The 16,863-nt window shown below is 72.0% G+C and carries 17 protein-coding genes; 8 read left to right on the forward strand and 9 right to left on the reverse strand.

Annotation, left to right across the window (positions count from 1 at the left end):
- The first annotated feature begins 105 nt into the window (after positions 1–105).
- Positions 106–1,038: a lytic transglycosylase domain-containing protein gene (locus AC3RJ6_RS05450; RefSeq protein WP_491425875.1), complete on the forward strand. Its 933-nt coding sequence runs from the start codon at positions 106–108 to the stop codon at positions 1,036–1,038.
- Positions 1,039–1,052: 14 nt separating this feature from the next.
- On the opposite strand, the gene AC3RJ6_RS05455 is transcribed toward AC3RJ6_RS05450, so the two are convergent.
- Positions 1,053–1,478 carry a MarR family winged helix-turn-helix transcriptional regulator gene (locus AC3RJ6_RS05455; protein WP_491425876.1) on the reverse strand — a complete coding sequence of 142 codons (426 nt, stop codon included), beginning with the start codon at positions 1,476–1,478 and terminating at the stop codon, positions 1,053–1,055.
- Between the two features lie 76 nt (positions 1,479–1,554).
- Between AC3RJ6_RS05455 and AC3RJ6_RS05460 the strand changes: the two genes are divergently transcribed.
- A complete protein-coding gene (locus tag AC3RJ6_RS05460) occupies positions 1,555–2,028 on the forward strand; it encodes a peroxiredoxin family protein (RefSeq protein WP_491425877.1) in 474 nt (157 codons plus the stop codon).
- Between the two features lie 156 nt (positions 2,029–2,184).
- On the opposite strand, the gene AC3RJ6_RS05465 is transcribed toward AC3RJ6_RS05460, so the two are convergent.
- Positions 2,185–2,994: an SDR family oxidoreductase gene (locus AC3RJ6_RS05465; protein ID WP_491425878.1), complete on the reverse strand. Its 810-nt coding sequence runs from the start codon at positions 2,992–2,994 to the stop codon at positions 2,185–2,187.
- A gap of 53 nt (positions 2,995–3,047) precedes the next feature.
- Between AC3RJ6_RS05465 and AC3RJ6_RS05470 the strand changes: the two genes are divergently transcribed.
- Positions 3,048–3,704 (forward strand): TetR/AcrR family transcriptional regulator, encoded by a 657-nt coding sequence (locus AC3RJ6_RS05470; RefSeq protein ID WP_491425879.1) that lies wholly within the window; start codon positions 3,048–3,050, stop codon positions 3,702–3,704.
- Positions 3,705–3,710: 6 nt separating this feature from the next.
- On the opposite strand, the gene AC3RJ6_RS05475 is transcribed toward AC3RJ6_RS05470, so the two are convergent.
- Entirely contained in the window at positions 3,711–4,775 is a 1,065-nt protein-coding gene (locus tag AC3RJ6_RS05475) for a cell wall-binding repeat-containing protein (RefSeq protein ID WP_491425880.1), read from the reverse strand.
- 81 nt (positions 4,776–4,856) lie between these two features.
- Positions 4,857–5,537, reverse strand: coding sequence for an HAD family hydrolase (locus AC3RJ6_RS05480; RefSeq protein ID WP_491425881.1), 681 nt, complete (start codon positions 5,535–5,537; stop codon positions 4,857–4,859).
- Between the two features lie 167 nt (positions 5,538–5,704).
- On the opposite strand from AC3RJ6_RS05480, the gene AC3RJ6_RS05485 reads away from it, so the two are divergent.
- Positions 5,705–7,087: an MFS transporter gene (locus tag AC3RJ6_RS05485; RefSeq protein ID WP_491425882.1), complete on the forward strand. Its 1,383-nt coding sequence runs from the start codon at positions 5,705–5,707 to the stop codon at positions 7,085–7,087.
- An 80-nt stretch (positions 7,088–7,167) separates the two neighbouring features.
- Here the strand turns inward: AC3RJ6_RS05485 and AC3RJ6_RS05490 are convergent, their stop codons facing one another.
- Genes AC3RJ6_RS05490 through AC3RJ6_RS05500 form a run of 3 tightly spaced genes read right to left on the reverse strand, consistent with a single transcriptional unit; the run spans position 7,168 to position 9,010 of the window.
- The gene (locus AC3RJ6_RS05490; RefSeq protein ID WP_491425883.1) at positions 7,168–7,845 is read right to left on the reverse strand and encodes a YdeI/OmpD-associated family protein; all 678 of its coding nucleotides are present in this window, start codon (positions 7,843–7,845) and stop codon (positions 7,168–7,170) included.
- 34 nt (positions 7,846–7,879) lie between these two features.
- The gene (locus tag AC3RJ6_RS05495) at positions 7,880–8,623 is read right to left on the reverse strand and encodes a formylglycine-generating enzyme family protein (RefSeq protein ID WP_491425884.1); all 744 of its coding nucleotides are present in this window, start codon (positions 8,621–8,623) and stop codon (positions 7,880–7,882) included.
- A gap of 9 nt (positions 8,624–8,632) precedes the next feature.
- Entirely contained in the window at positions 8,633–9,010 is a 378-nt protein-coding gene (locus AC3RJ6_RS05500; RefSeq protein WP_491425885.1) for a DUF2255 family protein, read from the reverse strand.
- 82 nt (positions 9,011–9,092) lie between these two features.
- Here AC3RJ6_RS05500 and AC3RJ6_RS05505 point away from each other — a divergent pair, with 82 nt between their 5' ends.
- The 4 genes from AC3RJ6_RS05505 to AC3RJ6_RS05520 all read left to right on the forward strand — a co-directional run bounded on the left by AC3RJ6_RS05505 (position 9,093) and on the right by AC3RJ6_RS05520 (position 15,157).
- Positions 9,093–9,647 (forward strand): bifunctional nuclease family protein, encoded by a 555-nt coding sequence (locus AC3RJ6_RS05505; RefSeq protein ID WP_491425886.1) that lies wholly within the window; start codon positions 9,093–9,095, stop codon positions 9,645–9,647.
- A 35-nt stretch (positions 9,648–9,682) separates the two neighbouring features.
- Entirely contained in the window at positions 9,683–10,483 is an 801-nt protein-coding gene (locus AC3RJ6_RS05510) for an alpha/beta fold hydrolase (protein WP_491425887.1), read from the forward strand.
- A gap of 153 nt (positions 10,484–10,636) precedes the next feature.
- A complete protein-coding gene (locus AC3RJ6_RS05515) occupies positions 10,637–14,593 on the forward strand; it encodes an MSCRAMM family protein (RefSeq protein ID WP_491425888.1) in 3,957 nt (1,318 codons plus the stop codon).
- Between the two features lie 66 nt (positions 14,594–14,659).
- Positions 14,660–15,157: a recombinase family protein gene (locus AC3RJ6_RS05520; RefSeq protein ID WP_491425889.1), complete on the forward strand. Its 498-nt coding sequence runs from the start codon at positions 14,660–14,662 to the stop codon at positions 15,155–15,157.
- Positions 15,158–15,223: 66 nt separating this feature from the next.
- Here AC3RJ6_RS05520 and AC3RJ6_RS05525 read toward each other — a convergent pair whose 3' ends face one another.
- Both AC3RJ6_RS05525 and AC3RJ6_RS05530 read right to left on the reverse strand, forming a co-directional pair.
- Positions 15,224–16,102 (reverse strand): hypothetical protein, encoded by an 879-nt coding sequence (locus tag AC3RJ6_RS05525; RefSeq protein ID WP_491425891.1) that lies wholly within the window; start codon positions 16,100–16,102, stop codon positions 15,224–15,226.
- Positions 16,092–16,655, reverse strand: coding sequence for an RNA polymerase sigma factor (locus AC3RJ6_RS05530; protein WP_491425892.1), 564 nt, complete (start codon positions 16,653–16,655; stop codon positions 16,092–16,094). Before AC3RJ6_RS05530 ends, AC3RJ6_RS05525 begins: the two co-directional genes overlap by 11 nt.
- Positions 16,656–16,863 lie beyond the last annotated feature (208 nt).

A 16,863-nucleotide genomic window follows, 5' to 3' on the forward strand; every position in this document is an offset into this window, starting at 1 on the left:
AGGCGCGTACCGTGGGAGGACGGGTCGTGCGGCCGCGCTCGTTCGAGCGGGCCGGCCGACCCTGCGGGCACGACGAACCAACGCCCGAACGGAGTGAACCACCTGATGTCCTGGGACGACGACGCCGACGACTACGGCGGGCACCGCCGGTCGCCCCGTGAGCGACCGACCGGATGGCGCCTCGTGCGCCGCATCGCGATCTCCGCCGGACTCGTCGTGGGGGCGATCGCCGGAGCGGTCGCACTCGTCGTCGGGGTGGTCTACGGCGTGAACGTCATGGGCACGGCCGCGAACCCCGGCGGTTTCGCCGCGCCCGCCGCGTACGGTGCGCGCGTGGCGCTGCCGCCCGTGGCGTCGGCACCCGGCACCGACGAGGGCGATGCCCTCGGACAGGGCGGCGCGGGCACCGGCGTCGGCGAGGGCGACGCTGCGGGTGAGGAGCCGACGGGGCTCTCGAGCTCGGGCGTGGCGCCCCTGCCGTCGGTCGACCCCGAGTGGCTCTCGCGCATCTCGGAGGCGACCGACATTCCCGTGCGGGCGCTCACGGCGTATGCGTTCGCGCACGTCATGCTCGCCGACGAGGCGCCCGGGTGCGGGGTCGACTGGGCGACGATCGCCGCCATCGGCTCGGTCGAGTCGGGCCACGGCAGTCACGGCGACACCTCGCTCGACGAGTACGGCAACGCGCAGCCGCCCATCATCGGCCCGGCGCTCGACGGCGAGGGCGTCGCGAAGATCGACGACACCGACAGCGGACTGCTCGACGGCGACGACACGTTCGACCGAGCGGTCGGCCCGATGCAGTTCATCCCGTCAACGTGGCAGAAGTGGGGGAGCGACGGCAACGGCGACGACATCGCCGACCCGAACCAGATCGACGACGCGGCCCTCTCGACGGCCCGGTACCTGTGCGCTTCGGGCGCGATGACCGGCCCCGAGGGCTGGCGGGCGGCCGTCTACTCGTACAACCACGACAACGACTACGTCGACAAGGTCGCGCGGATCGCGAACGAGTACGCGGCGGCGGCGGTCGGGTAGCGTCGCGAACCCGGCTACGGCCGGAGGAGCTCGGCGAATGCGGCCCGCACCAGGGCGTAGCGCTCGTCACCGAGCGTTCGCGCGTACGAGGCCTCGATCGACGCGACGATGCGCAGGCAGTCGGCGAGCGCTCGCGTGCCCTTGGGCGTCGCGACGATGAGCCGCGCACGCCGGTCGGCCGGGTCGGCGCGGCGAGTGAGGTATCCGCCGCGCTCGAGGTCGTCGACGAGCTCGCCCATCGCCTGCGGCGTCATGCCCGCTTGGGCGGCGAGCTGCGTGAGGCGCAGGCCCGTCTCGTCGAGCGCGCCCAGCAGCACGGAGTGGCGCACGCGCAGGTCGGGGTAGCCCGCCTGCGTCAGCTCGTCGAAGACTGCGGCCTCGAACTCCTTCGCCAGCCGGGCAGCGAGCATTCCGAGTGGAAGCTCGGGCGAATGCGGCATGGACCAACGCTAGCCGAGGAGCATTTCTTCAAGTACCCTGTTGTTCAGGTTGCCTGAATATATGAGGGAGTGCGACATGATCGACGTGGGAACACCGATGCCCGACCTGCTGCTGCTCGACAGCTCGGGCGAACCGCTCCGGCTGCTCGAGGCGAGCGGCGACGAGGGGCTGCTCGTCTTCTTCATGCGCACGAGCACGTGCCCGGTCTGCAACGTGCACGTCGGCGACCTCGTGCGGAAGGTCGAGTGGCTGGCGGCTCGCGGCGTCGCCGTCGTCGTCGCGGTTCCCGAGGGCGTCGCGGAGGCGGCGGCGCTGAAGGAGCGCCGCGGCATTCCGTTCCCGGTCGTGAGCGGCGACGCGACGACGGCGCACGAGTCGGTGGGCCTCGCGAAGCGCGTGTTCGGCTCGATGCAGGAGTCGGGAACCGTGCTCGTCGACGGTCGCGGCATCGTGCGGTACGCGCACGCGTCGGCGCTGCCGACCGGCAGCTACGACCGTCGTGCGATCGAACGCGCCGTGAGCGAGCTCGTCCCGGTCGACCGCGTGTGAACCTCGAGCCGCCGGGCTCGGGGCACGTGCAGCACGGCGGAGCCCTGCGGCCCCGCCCTGGTCGCGATCGCGAAAGCGACCTCGGGCCCGGCGCCTCGCGAGGAGGCGCCGGGCCCGATGGCGTGCCGGCGCGGCGTCATGCCGGGCCGGAGTCGCCTACGCGGCCGGCTTCGGGTCGTTCCACGACCAGATGTCGTCGCCGCGGAGCGTCGCGTCGGCGCCGCCGTCGCAGTAGATCGTCTGGCCCGCCATGTGCGTGTTCTCGACGCTCGTGAGCCAGACGAGCAGGTTCGCGATCGACTCGGCCGGCTGGTGGTAGTTGAGTGGCATCGGCACCGCGGCGTCGACCATCGCGAGGCCCTCGGGGTTGTCGAGCAGGCCCGCGGTCATCGGCGTGATGACGGTGCCGGGCGCGACGGCGTTGAGCGGGATGCCGGAGCCGGCCCACGCCTCGGTGATCGACTCGCGGCGCACCCAGCGCGACAGCGCCCGCTTCGACGACGGGTAGACGAGGTAGCCCACCTCGGGGCCCTGCTCGGCGAGCTTCGCGGCGACCGCGAGCGCGGCGGGCTCGTCGCCCGCCAGTGCGGACTCGACGAGGTCGGGCGCGACGGGCTGCAGCGAGGCCATCGAGGAGACGACCGCGGCGCGCGGCGCCGACGACGCCCGGAGCGCGGGCAGCAGGCCCTCGAGCACCCCGGTGACGCCGAAGAAGTTGACCGACATCGTCACCGGCGCGGGCGCGGAGAGCCCCGCGCACGCGATGACGCCGTCGACGACACCGCCCGACTGCTCGAGCACGGCGGCGACCGCGGCGGCGCGGCCCTCGGCGGTCGAGAGGTCGGCCTCGACGTCGGCGTTGCGGAGGTCGACGCCGATCACGCGGGCGCCCTGCTCGTCGAGCGCGCGCTTCGTGGCGGCGCCGATGCCCGAGGCCGAGCCGGTCACGACGTAGGTGCGAGTCATGATGATCCTTTCCGAGGGTGTGGTCCTATATTTGACACACTACGACAAAAATCATGGAGGCGGCTGTGGATGCTGTAGGGGGAGCGACGCCGTCGGGTGAGGCCAGCACCACCGGGGAGACGGCGCGGGGGCGCGCCCGCGGCCGGCCGAGCGTCGTCGACGTCGATGCGGTCGCCGAGGTCGCGTTCGAGCTCTGGTCGACGCGGGGCTACGGGGCGACGGGGTGGAAGGAGCTCGCCGAGGCCACGGGCGTGAGCGCCCGCACGCTCATGCGCCATTTCGGCACCCGCGACCGGATCGCGTGGGCCGAGGTCGAGGCGGCGAACGAGCGGCTGGCCGACGCGATCGCGGTGCTCCCGCACGACATCCCGGCGGCCGATGCCGTGCGCCGGGTCATCGTCGCGTCGATCTCGCACGACCGGCACATCCGACGCAGCGCGACCGCGTGGTTCCGCTTGATCGCCTCGGAGCCCGAGCTCGCGGCGACCGCGGCGGCGGCGAACCGCGTGTGGACGACGCAGATCGCGACGTTTCTCGGCATACGGCTGCCCGAGGCGTCGCCGGAGGTGTGCCGGGCACTCGCCGCAGCGCTCGAGGCGGCGACCTTCGCCGCGCTCAGTGCGTGGGCAGAGACGGGTGGCGCCGGTGACCCGGCCGACGCCGTCGACCGGGCGCTCGCGTGGATCGGGTTCAATGCACCCCGTGCGTGATGACGACTACTCGAGCGGCACGCGATAGGCGTCGAGCTGCTGCGCGACCCGGTCTGAGACGGCGCCGCGACCTCCCACGATCACGATGTGGCGCGGCTGCAGTCGCCGGAGCTCCGCCTCGATCGACGCGGGGATGGAGTCGCGCTCGACCAGGAGCACCGGGCCCCGCGAGAGTGCGGCGACGGGAGCGATCGCGAGTGCGTCGGGGTAGTCCCGCCCTGACGCGATGTACACCGTGCTGCTGCCGTTCGGGGCGATCTGCTTCGAGACGGCGACGTTCGTCGTGAACCGGTCGGAGCCGGCGATTCGAGTGACCTTGCCCGTGGTGTAGTGACCGAGTGCCGACGCGACGGCGCTCGAGACGGCGCCGGTGCCGCCGAGGATCACGATGCGCCTGGGCTGCAGATCGCGAAGGCGCACCTTGACGCTCTCGGGCAGGTCGTTCGTGCTCGGCACGAGCAGGAGGGGCGAGCGCGAGTGGCCCGCGAGCGGCGCTCCCGCGAGCGCGTCGGGGAATCGCTGGCCCGATGCGATGTAGACGGTGTCGGCCGGTGTCGCATCGCCGTGGAAGAGCTCGGCCGCCGTCGCGTACCGATCGCTGCCGGAGAACCGCATGACATGTCCGCCGACCAGCGCACCGAGCTGCGCGAAGACCGCCTCGGACACGGCGCCCTGGCCGCCCATCACCTTGATCCACGCCGGGCGGAGGCGTTTGATCTCTGCAACGACTTCGGCCGGGACAGAATTCGGGCGAACGAGCAGGACCGGTTCCTCCTCCATGCGCGAAGCGTCTGCGGCTGCGGCGAGCGCGTCGGCGTAGCCCGTTCCGGTCGCGATGAAGAGTTCGCAGGTACGCGGCTCGAAGCCCGCCTTCGAGACGGCGACGGCGGTCGAGTACCGGTCGGCGCCGGCGATCCGCTCGACGGTGTCCGCCACGGCTCGCGGCATCGAGTTGCAGTAGACCTCCTCCGCATCCGCCTCGTTCGCGGGCGTCACGCTCAGCGCAGCCGACGCGAAGGCGAGTACGGCTGCGGCGGCGAGCAGGCGCGGAAGTCGTCGAGGTCGGGTCACGATGCATCCGATCTGGAGGATGCGGAGACGGCCGCACTGCCGAGACGCGGCGAGGGCGCGTCGAGCGATGCTAACACCCCGTCAGGCGCCGACGAGCCCCCGCAGTTCGGCCATGTCGGTGAACACGAGCGACGCGCCCGCCGCGGTGAGCGCGGCGGGGTCGGTGCGGGTGGGGCCGAGCGGCGCGAAGCCGTAGACGGTCGCTCCCGCGGCGATGCCCGCGGTGACGCCGGCGACCGAGTCCTCGACGACGAGCGCCGTGGCGGGATCGATGCCGAGGGACCTGGCGGCGGCGAGGTAGACGTCGGGTGCCGGTTTCGTGCGGGGCTGCTCGAGGCCGCTGAAGATGCGGTCGCCGAAGAACGGGCGCAGCCCCGTGGCATCCAGCTGCAGCTCGACCTTGGCGCGGTCGGCCCCCGACACGCACGCGACGCGCTCGCCGAAGGTCGCGGTGATCGCCGACAGCGCCGGCGCGACCCCAGGGATCGGTGCGACCTCGGTGGTGAGGGCGGCGTCGCGTCGGCGGCGGAACGTGCCGATCCAGCTGTCGTCGATGCGAACCCCGGTGTGCTCGAGGATGACGGGCCACTCGTCGCGCAGCGACCGCCCGAGGAAGTAGCGCACCACGTCGGCCTCGCCGAGCTCCCAGTCGAGCTCGTGGAGCATCTCGCGCAGCACGCGCAGCGTGATGCGCTCGGAGTCGACGAGCACGCCGTCGCAGTCGAAGAGCACGGCCGAGAACCTGGGGGCGGGGGTCGTCACCACGCAAGGATACGTGGGCGCCGCCGGACGTCCGGCCCGCTCGCCTCCCAATCAGATCTGAAATCGTATATGATCTAGCGCAGGTCGTCGACGACCCTTCGTGGCGGCCTCCTCGGCGGGGTGCTCGGCGCACCGCCGGGCCCCTGAACAGACGAAGGAGTCACGCGATGAGCGCACCCGACCAGCCCGGATTCACCCCCACCGGCACGATCGCCCAGGTCGGCGACCGAAGACGAGTCGTCTTCGCGACCGTCGTCGGCACGACCGTCGAGTGGTACGACTTCTTCATCTACGCGACTGCGGCAGGCACCGTCTTCGCACAGTTGTTCTTCGCACCTGCGGGCGAGCAGTTCGCGCAGATCCTGTCGTTCATCACGGTCGGCATCAGCTTCCTGTTCCGCCCCCTCGGCGCTTTCCTGGCGGGCCACCTCGGCGACAAGTACGGTCGCCGCCTCGTGCTGATGCTGACGCTCGTCCTCATGGGGGCCGCGACGACGCTCGTCGGCGTCCTGCCGACCTACGAGGCGATCGGCATCGCGGCGCCCATCCTGCTGATCCTCCTGCGCATCCTGCAGGGAATCTCGGCCGGCGGCGAGTGGGGTGGTGCGGTACTCATGGCCGTCGAGCACGCCCCCAAGCAGAAGCGCGGCATGTTCGGTGCGTCACCGCAGATCGGCGTGCCGCTCGGACTGCTGCTCGCCTCGGGCACGATGGCCCTCATGGCGTTCATCGCACCGGGCGACGCCTTCCTCGCGTGGGGATGGCGCGTGCCGTTCCTGCTGAGCGTCGTGCTCATCCTCATCGGCTACTACGTGCGTCGCAAGGTCGAGGAGAGCCCGGTCTTCACCGAGATCGCTCAGCGCAAGGAGCAGACCCGCATGCCGATCGTGCAGCTGTTCCGAAAGCACCTGCTGCTCGTGATCATCGCCGCGCTCGTCTTCGCCGGCAACAACGCCGTCGGCTACATGACGACCGGCGGTTACATCCAGCGCTACGCGACCGATGAGAAGGGCCCGATCGGGCTCGGGACCGCCGACGTGCTCACGGCCGTGACGATCTCGGCGGTGTCCTGGCTCGTCTTCACCTGGATCGCGGGCTGGCTCTCCGACAAGATCGGGCGGCGCACGACCTACATCATCGGCTGGGTGCTGCAGCTCGTCGGCGTCCTCCTGCTCTTCCCCCTCGTGAACACGGCGAACATCGCGCTGTTGACGCTCGGGCTCGTGTCGCTCACGATCGGCCTCGGCTTCACGTACGGGCCGCAGGCGGCGCTGTACTCCGAGCTGTTCCCAGCCTCGATCCGCTTCTCGGGCGTCTCGATCTCGTACGCGATCGGCGCGATCCTCGGCGGCGCGTTCGCCCCGACCATCGCCCAGTGGCTCGTGCAGACGACCGGCTCGACCGACGCGGTCACGTGGTACCTCGCCGGCATGACGCTCATCGGCCTCGTCGCGACGTTGCTGCTGCGCGACCGCTCGGGCATTCCGCTCGGCCCCGACCACGAGGCCGAACAGGAGAAGAGCCCGATCTACGGGCTCGCGAAGGCCTGAACCGGGCGGGCGGCCGGCTGCCGCCCGTGCACCAGGCACGATCGAGGGGCGGATGCTGCGCGCATCCGCCCCTCGCCGCGTCACGAGTCTTCGGCTGCTGTTGCGGCCCTCGCCGCCTCGGCCGCTCGCGAGACCCACTTCGGCGTCTCGCCGTAGCGCTGGAACGGCACGACCTCGCCGGCGGCGCTGTCGTCGATGAGCTGCTGCAGCCGGCGCTCGCGCGTCGCCGCCTGCTTCGCCTGCAGCACCCAGTGCGTGGTCTGGCGGCGGTACGTCGGGGTGGCGGCGGCGAGGAACGCGGATGCCGCGGGGTTCGCCGCGATGCGGGCGGCCCACTCGGCGGGAAGTTCCTGGTCGGGGTTCTCGTGCGAGTAGATGCCGGTGCGGTCGGCGCGGCGCCGGTTGTACGCGGCGAGGCCCGCCTCGGTCATGAGGCCCTGCGCCGTGAGCTGCTCGACGAGGGCGATGTTGACCTTCGACCAGGTGCTCGACGGCTTGCGCGGCGACCAGCGCTGGCGCACGGCGTCGTCGTCGATGCGCTGGGCGACCGAGTCGATCCAGCCGTAGCAGAGCGCGACGGGCACCGCGGTCTCCCACGTGATGGGGCGATCGGGCACGTGCTTCTTGTAGAGGCCCATCCACAATTCGGTCTCGGTGTCGTGGTTCGCCTCGAGCCACGCGCGGAACTCGTCGGGCCCGGAGAAGAACACCGCGGGCCGTTCTGGCGTGCCGCCGGGCGTGCCGATGCGCGTCGTCATGACCCGAGTCTGTCAGGTACTGCCGACACGGGGCTCACCGCCGCGGCGTCCACCCCGGCGGCAACGGCCCGTCGATCGCCGCGCGTTCGAGGTCGGCCGCGAGCGACCACCCCTGCGCGGCATCTGGATCGTCGAAGCCGCCCCGTGCGACCCGGAAGCCGACATCCTCGTGGTGCATGCCGGGTGCGCCGCCGCGCCGGGTCGACGCGCGCACGTTCCACGCGTCGTCGGCGTAGCCGCCGCCGCGGAACACCCGGTAGTCGTCGTACCGGGCGGGGTCGAGCAGGTCCCAGCACCACTCCCACGCGTTGCCGAGCGTGTCGAACATGCCGTTGAGGTTCGGCAGCTTGAGGCCGACCCGCTGCGGCGACGTCACGCCGTCGGCGGCCGTCCACGCGACGTCGGCGAGCGGGCCGTAGTGCGGGCCCGTCGAGCCCGCGCGGCACCCGTACTCCCATTCGGCCTCGGTGGGCAGGCGGTAGCCGTCGCTCGTCGCGTCCCAGTGCACGTCGAGCCCGTCGAACGCGTACGCGTGCTCGAGCCCCTCCCACTCGGAGAGGGCGTTGCAGAACCGGACCGCCCGCAGCCAGCTCACGTCGGTCGCCGGGCGAAGGGGATGCCGCGCCGTCTCGCCGATCGCCTCGGCGAGCTGCTCCTGGGTGACGGCGAACACGCCGATCTCGAACGGCTCGAGCTCGACCGTCCAGCGCACCTTGCGGCGGGCGTCGTGCAGGCCGACCGTGCCGGCCGGCAGCCGCACCGTCTCGAGGTCGGGCATCACCCGGCGTCAGTCCTCCGCGTCGAGCCGGACGGTCACGTCGTAGCGGTGCTCGCCGACGACCGTCGCGACGATGTTCTCGGCGAAGCGCGCGTACTTGGCGAGGTACGCGGCGTCGAGCTCGCGCTGCACCTCGGGCGCGGCATCCGCGAACCGCACGTCGCGTTCGACGCCGCCGGCGCGGATGCGCCCCGTGCCGCTCGCGATCGCCCGCCGGTACCAGCCCGCCTCCGGGCCGTACGCCGAGCGCACGTAGACGCCGTCGCCCACGCGGGCCGCCCACATCGTGACGAACGGGCGCAGCGTGCCGTCGGGCCGCCGCGAGGCGAGCTCCAGCTCCTCGGCGGCGCCGATGCGCTCGAGTTCGTCGGGGGTCCAGTCGGTCATCGCCGGCTCCTTCGGTCGCGGATGATGTGTCGGCTGGTGTCAGAGCCTACGCTCGGAGGAGGGCCGCGGAACGGAGGCGCACATGATCCAGGTGCGAGTGCTCGGCATCGCGCTCGACCAGTCGGGGCAGCACCTCGTGCTGCTGCGCCCACTCGTCGACGACCCCGACGGTCCCGTGGTCGTGCCGATCTGGATCGGCCAGAACGAGGCGAACTCGATCCTCATCGCGATGAGCGACGAGACGACGCCGCGACCGCTCACGCACGACCTCACGACGACCCTGCTCGGCACGCTCGGCGCGCGGCTCGAGCGCGTCGAGGTGACCCGGCTCGACGAGGGCACGTTCTACGCCGAACTGACGCTCGTCACCCGGCAGGGGCCCCGCATCGTCGACGCCCGCCCCTCCGACGCGATCGCCCTGGCCGTGCGATCTGAGGCCACCATCTGGATCGCCGAACAGGTGCTCGAGGACGCGGGCATCCCGGCCGAGCTCGCCGGCGAGGCGGCCGCCGAGCCCGCCGAGCCGCCGCACTGGGGGGATGCCTCGGGCGGTGCCGAGGCCCAGATCGACGAGTCGAAGCTCGAGGAGTTCAAGAAGTTCCTCGACGACGTCGACCCCGAGGACTTCGAGGGCTGACGACCCTGCGCACGCGGAGCGGCAGAATGGGCCGTATGGATGCCTCGTTGCCCGCCCGAACCGCGATGCCGAAGCCGCAGTACGTCATGGCGGCCGACGGCACCCGCATCGCGACCTACGTCTGGGGCGACGACGACGCCCCGACGGTGCTGTGCGTGCACGGGTTCGCGTCGAGCTGCAAGGACAACTGGGTCGACACCGGCATGGTGCGCGACCTCACCGCGGCGGGGTTCCGCGTCATCGGCGTCGACCAGCGCGGACACGGTGCGAGCGGCACGCCGCACGAGGCATCCGCCTACCGGATGTCGGCATTCGTCGACGACCTCGTGACCGTGCTCGACACCTACCTGCTCGACGGCGTGCGGTATCTCGGGTACTCGCTCGGCGGCCGAGTGGGCTGGCAGCTCGCGGTGCAGGCCCCCGAGCACGTGTCGCGGGCGGTGCTCGGCGGCATCCCCGACGGTCGGCCGCTCGCGCGCCTGCAGATCGACCAGGCGCGCGCCTACGTCGACCACGGCACGCCCGTCGACGACCAGGTCACCCGCAACTACGTCACGCTCGCGGAGCGGGTGCACGGCAACGACCTTCGCGCGCTCATCGCGCTCGCCGAGGGGATGCGACTCGGCGACGCCGACCCCGATCCGGCCGACCCGCCGCGGCAGGAGGTGCTCTTCGCGACCGGCACCGAGGACGCGATCATCGAGCAGTCGCGCAGCCTCGCCGCGGCGACGCCGCGCGGCACGTTCGTGGAGGTGCCGGGCCGGCATCACTTCAACACGCCCGGGTCGCGGGTGTTCCGGCATGCGGCGACGGAGTTCCTCGGCGCGGACGCCTGAACCGCGGTCGCCCGCGGTCGCCGCGGGGCAGGGTGTCGCTTCGGTCGGGTCTTCGATACCGTGGGGTTCGTGCGCACCCCGGGGGGAACGGGCGTTTCGATTCGCGCGACCGTGCGTCGGTCGCGCCGGAGGAGTGCGCGCACCCGGGCCGCGGTGCTCGCCGGAGCGCTGTTCGCCGCGGTGCTCGTGCCCTTCGGGCTCGCGGCCCCCGCATCGGCCGCGACGCTGCAGCCGTCGGGCCTCACGACCGGCATGGTCATCGACGGCACGACGACGCCCGGCTCGCCGCCGAGCACGTTCAACTGGGGCGACTTCATCACCGACGTGCAGCCCGACAGCTCGTTCACCTTCGCCCCGACCGGTGCGTACACGACGATGCAGGGGCTCCAGTCGACCGGCGTGATCCAGGGCGCGTTCGACTGGGACAACAACGCTCAGGCTGCGGCGTGCAACGCCGGCGCCGAACCGACCGGCGCCCCGCCCAGCCAGGGTCCGAACACGAACCCCTGGGTCCCAGGCACGGCCAAGCCCAACGAGAAGGGCGACCTCTGCTCGACCGGGTACGGACTCGAGGTCGTCGTCGACGGCGCCGGAGTGCGGCACGCGATCCTCTACGGATACTGGACGCGCTACGTCGGCAACGGCGAGGTCAGTATCTACCAGCACCTCGAGGGGCCCGGAGCCGGGCGCTGCAACGACGTGCTCATCGAGTTCGACTACGCGTCTTCGGGCACGACCGCGCGCGTGCTGCGCTGGGTGCCGACCGCCGGCGACGACTGCGCGAACGAGCTCGGGGCGGGCACCTGGCAGGCGCAGCCGGGCACTGCCGACTTCACGTGGGCGACCGGCGTCCGGCAGGAGGGCCCGCCGCTCACGAACCAGTACCTCGACACGTTCGGCGAGTTCGCGATCGACCTCAACACCTCGGGCATCTTCGCGCCGACCGAGTGCCGCACGTTCACGGTCGGCGAGATGTTCACCCGCACCGGCAACTCGGCGCAGGCGAACATCCAGGACTTCGCCGACCACGCGCCCGATCGCATGAGCCTCGCGAACTGCGGTGCGCTCACGGTGACGAAGGCGACCGTGCCCGACGAGGTCGTGGCGGGCGACGAGTTCGGCTTCACCATCGCGCGCGACGGCGGACCGGTCATACCCGGGCCGCCGGCCGTCGAGACGATCGTCGACACCGTCGCGGCGGGCCAGACGAAGACGTACCAGGACGTGCTCGCGAGCTCCCAGTACCACCTCACCGAGACCTCGATCCCGCCGCCGTGGTCGCTGCAGTCGATCATCTGCACGGCGATACCGCTCGGCGGCGGTGATCCGCAGCAGTTCGTCATCGACGACCCGTCCGACACCTTCCTCGTCTCGCCCGAGAACACGACCGACTGCCTGATCACGAACGCCGCGGCCGTCGTCACGGTCGAGAAGCAGACGCTGCCCGACGGGTCCGCGCAACAGTTCGGGTTCGACGTGACCGGCCAGGATCCGGTGTCGCTCGCCGACGGAGGACGGCGGTCGTTCGCCGTGCCCGTCGGCGAAGAGGTGACGATCACCGAGGCGGTCGCCGACGGCTGGCTCGCGCCCGACATCGCCTGCGACGTCGACGGGGCCGAGGTCGACGGCCGCTCGGTGACCGTGACGCCCGAGGCCGGCACGAACATCACGTGCACGTTCACGAACACGCAGCTCGGCACCGTCGTGATCTCGAAGGAGGCGCACGGCGTCGACGGCCGCACGTTCGGGTTCACGAGCGACCTGCCGGGCGGCGAGAGCTTCGCGATCGAGGTGCCGAACGGTGACGGGACCCTCTACGAACGCGTATTCAACGACGTGCCGCCCGGCGACTACACGGTCGGCGAAGACCCCGACGCCGAGACGCCGCCGACTCGCCTGGCCGACCTGTCGTGCACCTACGGCGGCACCGACCACACCGGCGACACCGCCGCGCGAAGCATCGGATTCACCGTGCTGCCGGGCGAGACCGTGCGATGCTTCTTCACGAACAGCCTCCCCGGCTCGATCGCCGTGGTCAAGCGCACCATCCCCGTCGAGTACGACCAGCAGTTCGGGTTCGAGTTCGTGCCGGCCGAGGGCGAACCGACCGGGTTCGCGCTCAACGGCGACTCGACGCCGCCGAACGTCGCCCTCAGGTCGTTCGGATCGCTCGAGCCGGGGCGGTACACGATCACCGAGCCCGTCGACGCCGACGGCTGGACGCTCGACGGCGTCGACTGCAACGGGACGACGTGGATGCCGACCGCCGACGGGCGCGGCGTCGACGTCGACCTCGTCGACACCGACACGGCCGTCTGCTTCTTCACGAACCGCGCGGACACGGCGTCGGTCGCCCTCGAGAAGATCGTCGCGGGAGCCGACCCCGCACTCGCCTGGTCGTTCGGGTTCGAGCTCGTGCAGCCCGACGGCACCGTCATCGGCCGCACCGCGACCGACGCCGCCCCCGGCGTGCAGTGGGACGAGCTCGTTCCGGGCGAGGTCTACACGCTGCGTGAAGCGGGAGCAGCGCAGCAGGGCTGGACAAGAGGGCCCGTCGTCTGCACGGGCGTCGACGACCTCGACCCGTCCGCGGCGGGATTCCAGTTCTCGCCGGCGCCGGGCCAGGCCCTCGAGTGCTCGGCCGAGAACATCGCGCAGACCTCGTCGATCACGGTCGCGAAGATCGCGACGGGCATTGGCGTCGATCTCGCGTGGTCGTTCGACCTGCGCATCGACCCGGTGCCCGACGGCGAAACCGATCCGAAGACGGTCGACGGCATCGGTCAGTCGGGCGAGACCGCGACCTGGACGGGTCTCGTGGCGGGCCGCAGCTACTCCATCACCGAGGACGACGCCCCCGGCTGGACGAATCGGCTCTCCTGCACCGGCGTGACCGACGAGCAGCCCGACGTCGCGGGCCTCCAGTTCACGGCGCCGGTCGGGCGGTCGCTCGCCTGCACGTTCATCAACGAGGCCGTCCCCGGCACGGGCACGCTCACGAAGACCGCCCTCGGCGGCGACGGCGACTTCGAGTTCGTGCTCGTCGACCTCGACAACGCGATCGATCCGGTGCCCGTGCCCGTGACCACGAGCGGCGGCACCGCGTCGATCACGCTGCCGTCGATCTTCCCCGGCGTGCGGTACTCGCTCGTCGAGACCGACCGCCCCGACTGGATCGAGGGCCCGCTGACCTGCACGATCGCACCGGGCGACGGCGGCCCGCCGTTCGTGCTCGACGACCTCGGCGAGTTCTCGGTGAACCCCGGCGACGTGGGCGAGTGCACCGCCGTCAACACCGCGCGCGGACGGATCGTGATCGTGAAGGCGGTCGACGGCGCCGACGGGGAGTTCGACTTCACGGGCGACTGGCGCACGCCACCGGAGTTCTCGATCACCACGAGCGACGGCACCGGTGCGGCATCGTTCGACGGCATCGATCCGGGTGGCTACACGGTCGAGGAGCTCTCGACGGACGGGTACGACGCGACGGGCCTCACGTGCGCGGACGGCGACGCCGACGGAACCCCGTCGACCGTCGACGGCCTCGTCGGCTCGATCGAACTCGACCCCGGCGAGACCGTGACCTGCACCTTCACGAACACCGAGCGCGGCGTCATCGTCGTCGACAAGTCGACGACGCCGGCCGGCTCACCGCAGGAGTTCGGATTCGAGTGGGGCCCCGACGGCGGCCAGACCCGGGCGTTCACGCTCACGGATGCCGCGGAGCCGTTCTCGACCGCACCGCTCGAACCCGGCGACTACCGGGTCACCGAGCTCGCGACCGAGGGGTGGGCGCTCGACGGCGTCGAGTGCACCGGGGCTGCGGCGCCGCCGGCGGTCGACGGTGCGAGCACCCTCATCGCGCTCGGGGCGGGCGAGACCGTCGTCTGCACGTTCGCGAACGTGCAGGAGTCGCCGCCCGAACCGCCCGAGCCCCCGCTGCCGCCGAACCCGCCCGCCCCGGGGCCGCCCGGCCCCGGCACGCTGCCGGCATCGGGGGTCGAGGCGCTGTGGCCCGCGCTCACCGCGATCGTGCTGCTCGTGGCCGGTGCTGCCGCGGTCGCGGCCGGCCGGCCCCGGTCGCGGAGGCCGGGGTCGAACCCGAGCTGATCGCGGGGAGCGGCATCTCCGCCGGGGACCCGTGCGGCGGCTCCCGCGACGGTGGGAGCGCGTACGATGATCACCGGACCGAACGGGCAGGAGCGAGGCGAGCAGATGAGCGACGAGAACCCCACGATGGGCGAGCCGTCGACGCACTCGCACTCGCATGCGCACACCGCGATCACCTGTCCCGAGTGCTTCGTCGAGCTGCAGCGCGACGGCGACTGGTGGATGGCACGGCCCGAGGGGTCGCGGCTCGTGGGCCTCGTCATCCAGCGCGACGACATGCCGCCCATCCTCGAGCAGCGCGAAGACCTGCTCGCGTTCGGCGTCGAGATCGAAGACTTCCGCTACCCGGCGCCCGAGAACCTGCTCGAGTCGTGGGAGCAGCGGCTCGCCCGCTTCTTCGGCACGCTGCGCGACGGCGACGTGCTCGTCGTGGCGAACGTGCACTCGCTCGGCCGCGACGTCGACGAAGAGCTGCGCACGCTCGCCGAACTGCGTCGCCGGGGCGTCGTCGTCAAGGTGCTGAGCCACGGGGCACGGCACCTCGCGGGCACCGGGCTCGACTGACCCGGTCGCCGCCACGCCCGACGGCCCGGTGCGAGCCCCGCGCCCGCACGCGGCCCGCCGGATCGCTCAGAAGCCGAACTGCTGGCCGGTCCCGAGGTTGACGGGCGCGGTCACCACCGAGGGGAGGTCGTCCTCCTCCGCACTGTCGGACGCGACGACGGCGTGCGCGTTCGGAACGCCGTCCGCCGAGGGCGCCCCGAGCGTCGGCCCGGTCTCGAGCGCGATGATCTCGATGCTCTCGGGGTAGGGCGCGTACCTCGGCTCGCTCGCCGCGTACGGCGTGAGATCGTCGCCGGGGGAGACGCCGCGCAGCGTGGTGACCGCGACGCCGTCGCCGACCACGGGAAGGGTGAACCCCATCATCACGTTGGTCGGCATGCGGCCCGGCCCTTCACCGAGGTCGTCGCTCACGCGGACGCCCGGCCACACGTAGGCGAGGTACTCCTCGGCGCCCTCCGTCGTCACGGTCGGCTCGGCGCCGAGCACGGCGGTGAGCGTCCCCACGATGAGGCCGGTCTCGTCCTCGTACGAGACCGAGGTCACGATGTCGCCCTTGGCATCCTCGAAGTCGAGGCCCTCGGCGCGGACGACGATCGTCGTCACGGAGGCGAGCGCATCGGCCCCCTCGGTCGGCGGCGGGGTCGGTGCCCGGGTGGCGGCGGGGTCGTCGGGTTCCGGGGTGGACGTGGTGGGCGGCGCGGAGTTCGTCGCCGTCGCCGTCGGCACCGGCCCCGGGCCTGCGAAGGGCGCGGGTGCGCCGGTGAACGCGATGAGCGCGCCGCCCGTGACGAGCGCGATGAGCAGCACCGCCGCGACCATGCTCCCGACGATCCATTCCACCGGGTGCTGCCGGCGCGGTGAGCGCCGGGCCTCGGCCATGAGCCCGCCCTTGGCGGACGCCAGGAGGCGCGCCATCTCCTCGCCGTTCGGTGGTTCAGTTCTCATCGACGGTCACCGCCTTCCTCAAGCGCATCCGACTGCGGGAGACCCGCTGCTTCACCGCGCCGACGCTGAGGCCGAGCTCGGCTGCGGCCTGCGCGTACGGCAGGCCCTCGAGGAGGCAGAGTTCGCAGACGCGGCGATCGACCGGGTCGAGCCGTTCGAGCGCGTCGAGCACCCAGCGCAGCTCCTCGCGCGCCGACTCGCGGGCCTGATCCTCCCTGACGAGCGACGCGTGCGCCGGCATCCACTCGTCGGGCAGCGCATCGGCGGCGCTTCGTGCCTGCTTGCGCCTGGCGTTCGCGGCGACGTTGCGACAGGTCACGAGCAGCCATGGCAGCAACGAGCGGTCGTGCATTCGGATGTCCTGCGCACGGCGCCACAGGACCATGAACGCGTCCTGCACGATCTCCTCGACGTCCATCGGGGTCGACGCGAGCGCCCATGCGTAGCGGGCGACGGTGCCTGCGTGCCGGTCGAAAGCGAGCGACAGCGCGCGCTCGTCGCCACGAGCGATTCGGCTCAGCAGTTCTGCGTCGCCGGGTTCGTCTTCGTCCACGGGGACCTCCTCACAGCAGGAATGTCGCGCGAAGCGGCGAAGGTCACGGCCGACCGGGAGAAATCTGCGGACTCTCTCGCGATTATGCCCGACGCCCGGCACGGCGGCCCGCGAAAATGAACGTGCGACCCGGTGCCCCCGGCCCGGCTCGGCCCGCCCGCCGAACGACCGAACCGCGTAAATGAATCCGTCCCGCTCGTGGCTCACC

The sequence above is a fragment of the Agromyces cucurbitae genome (assembly GCF_058349945.1).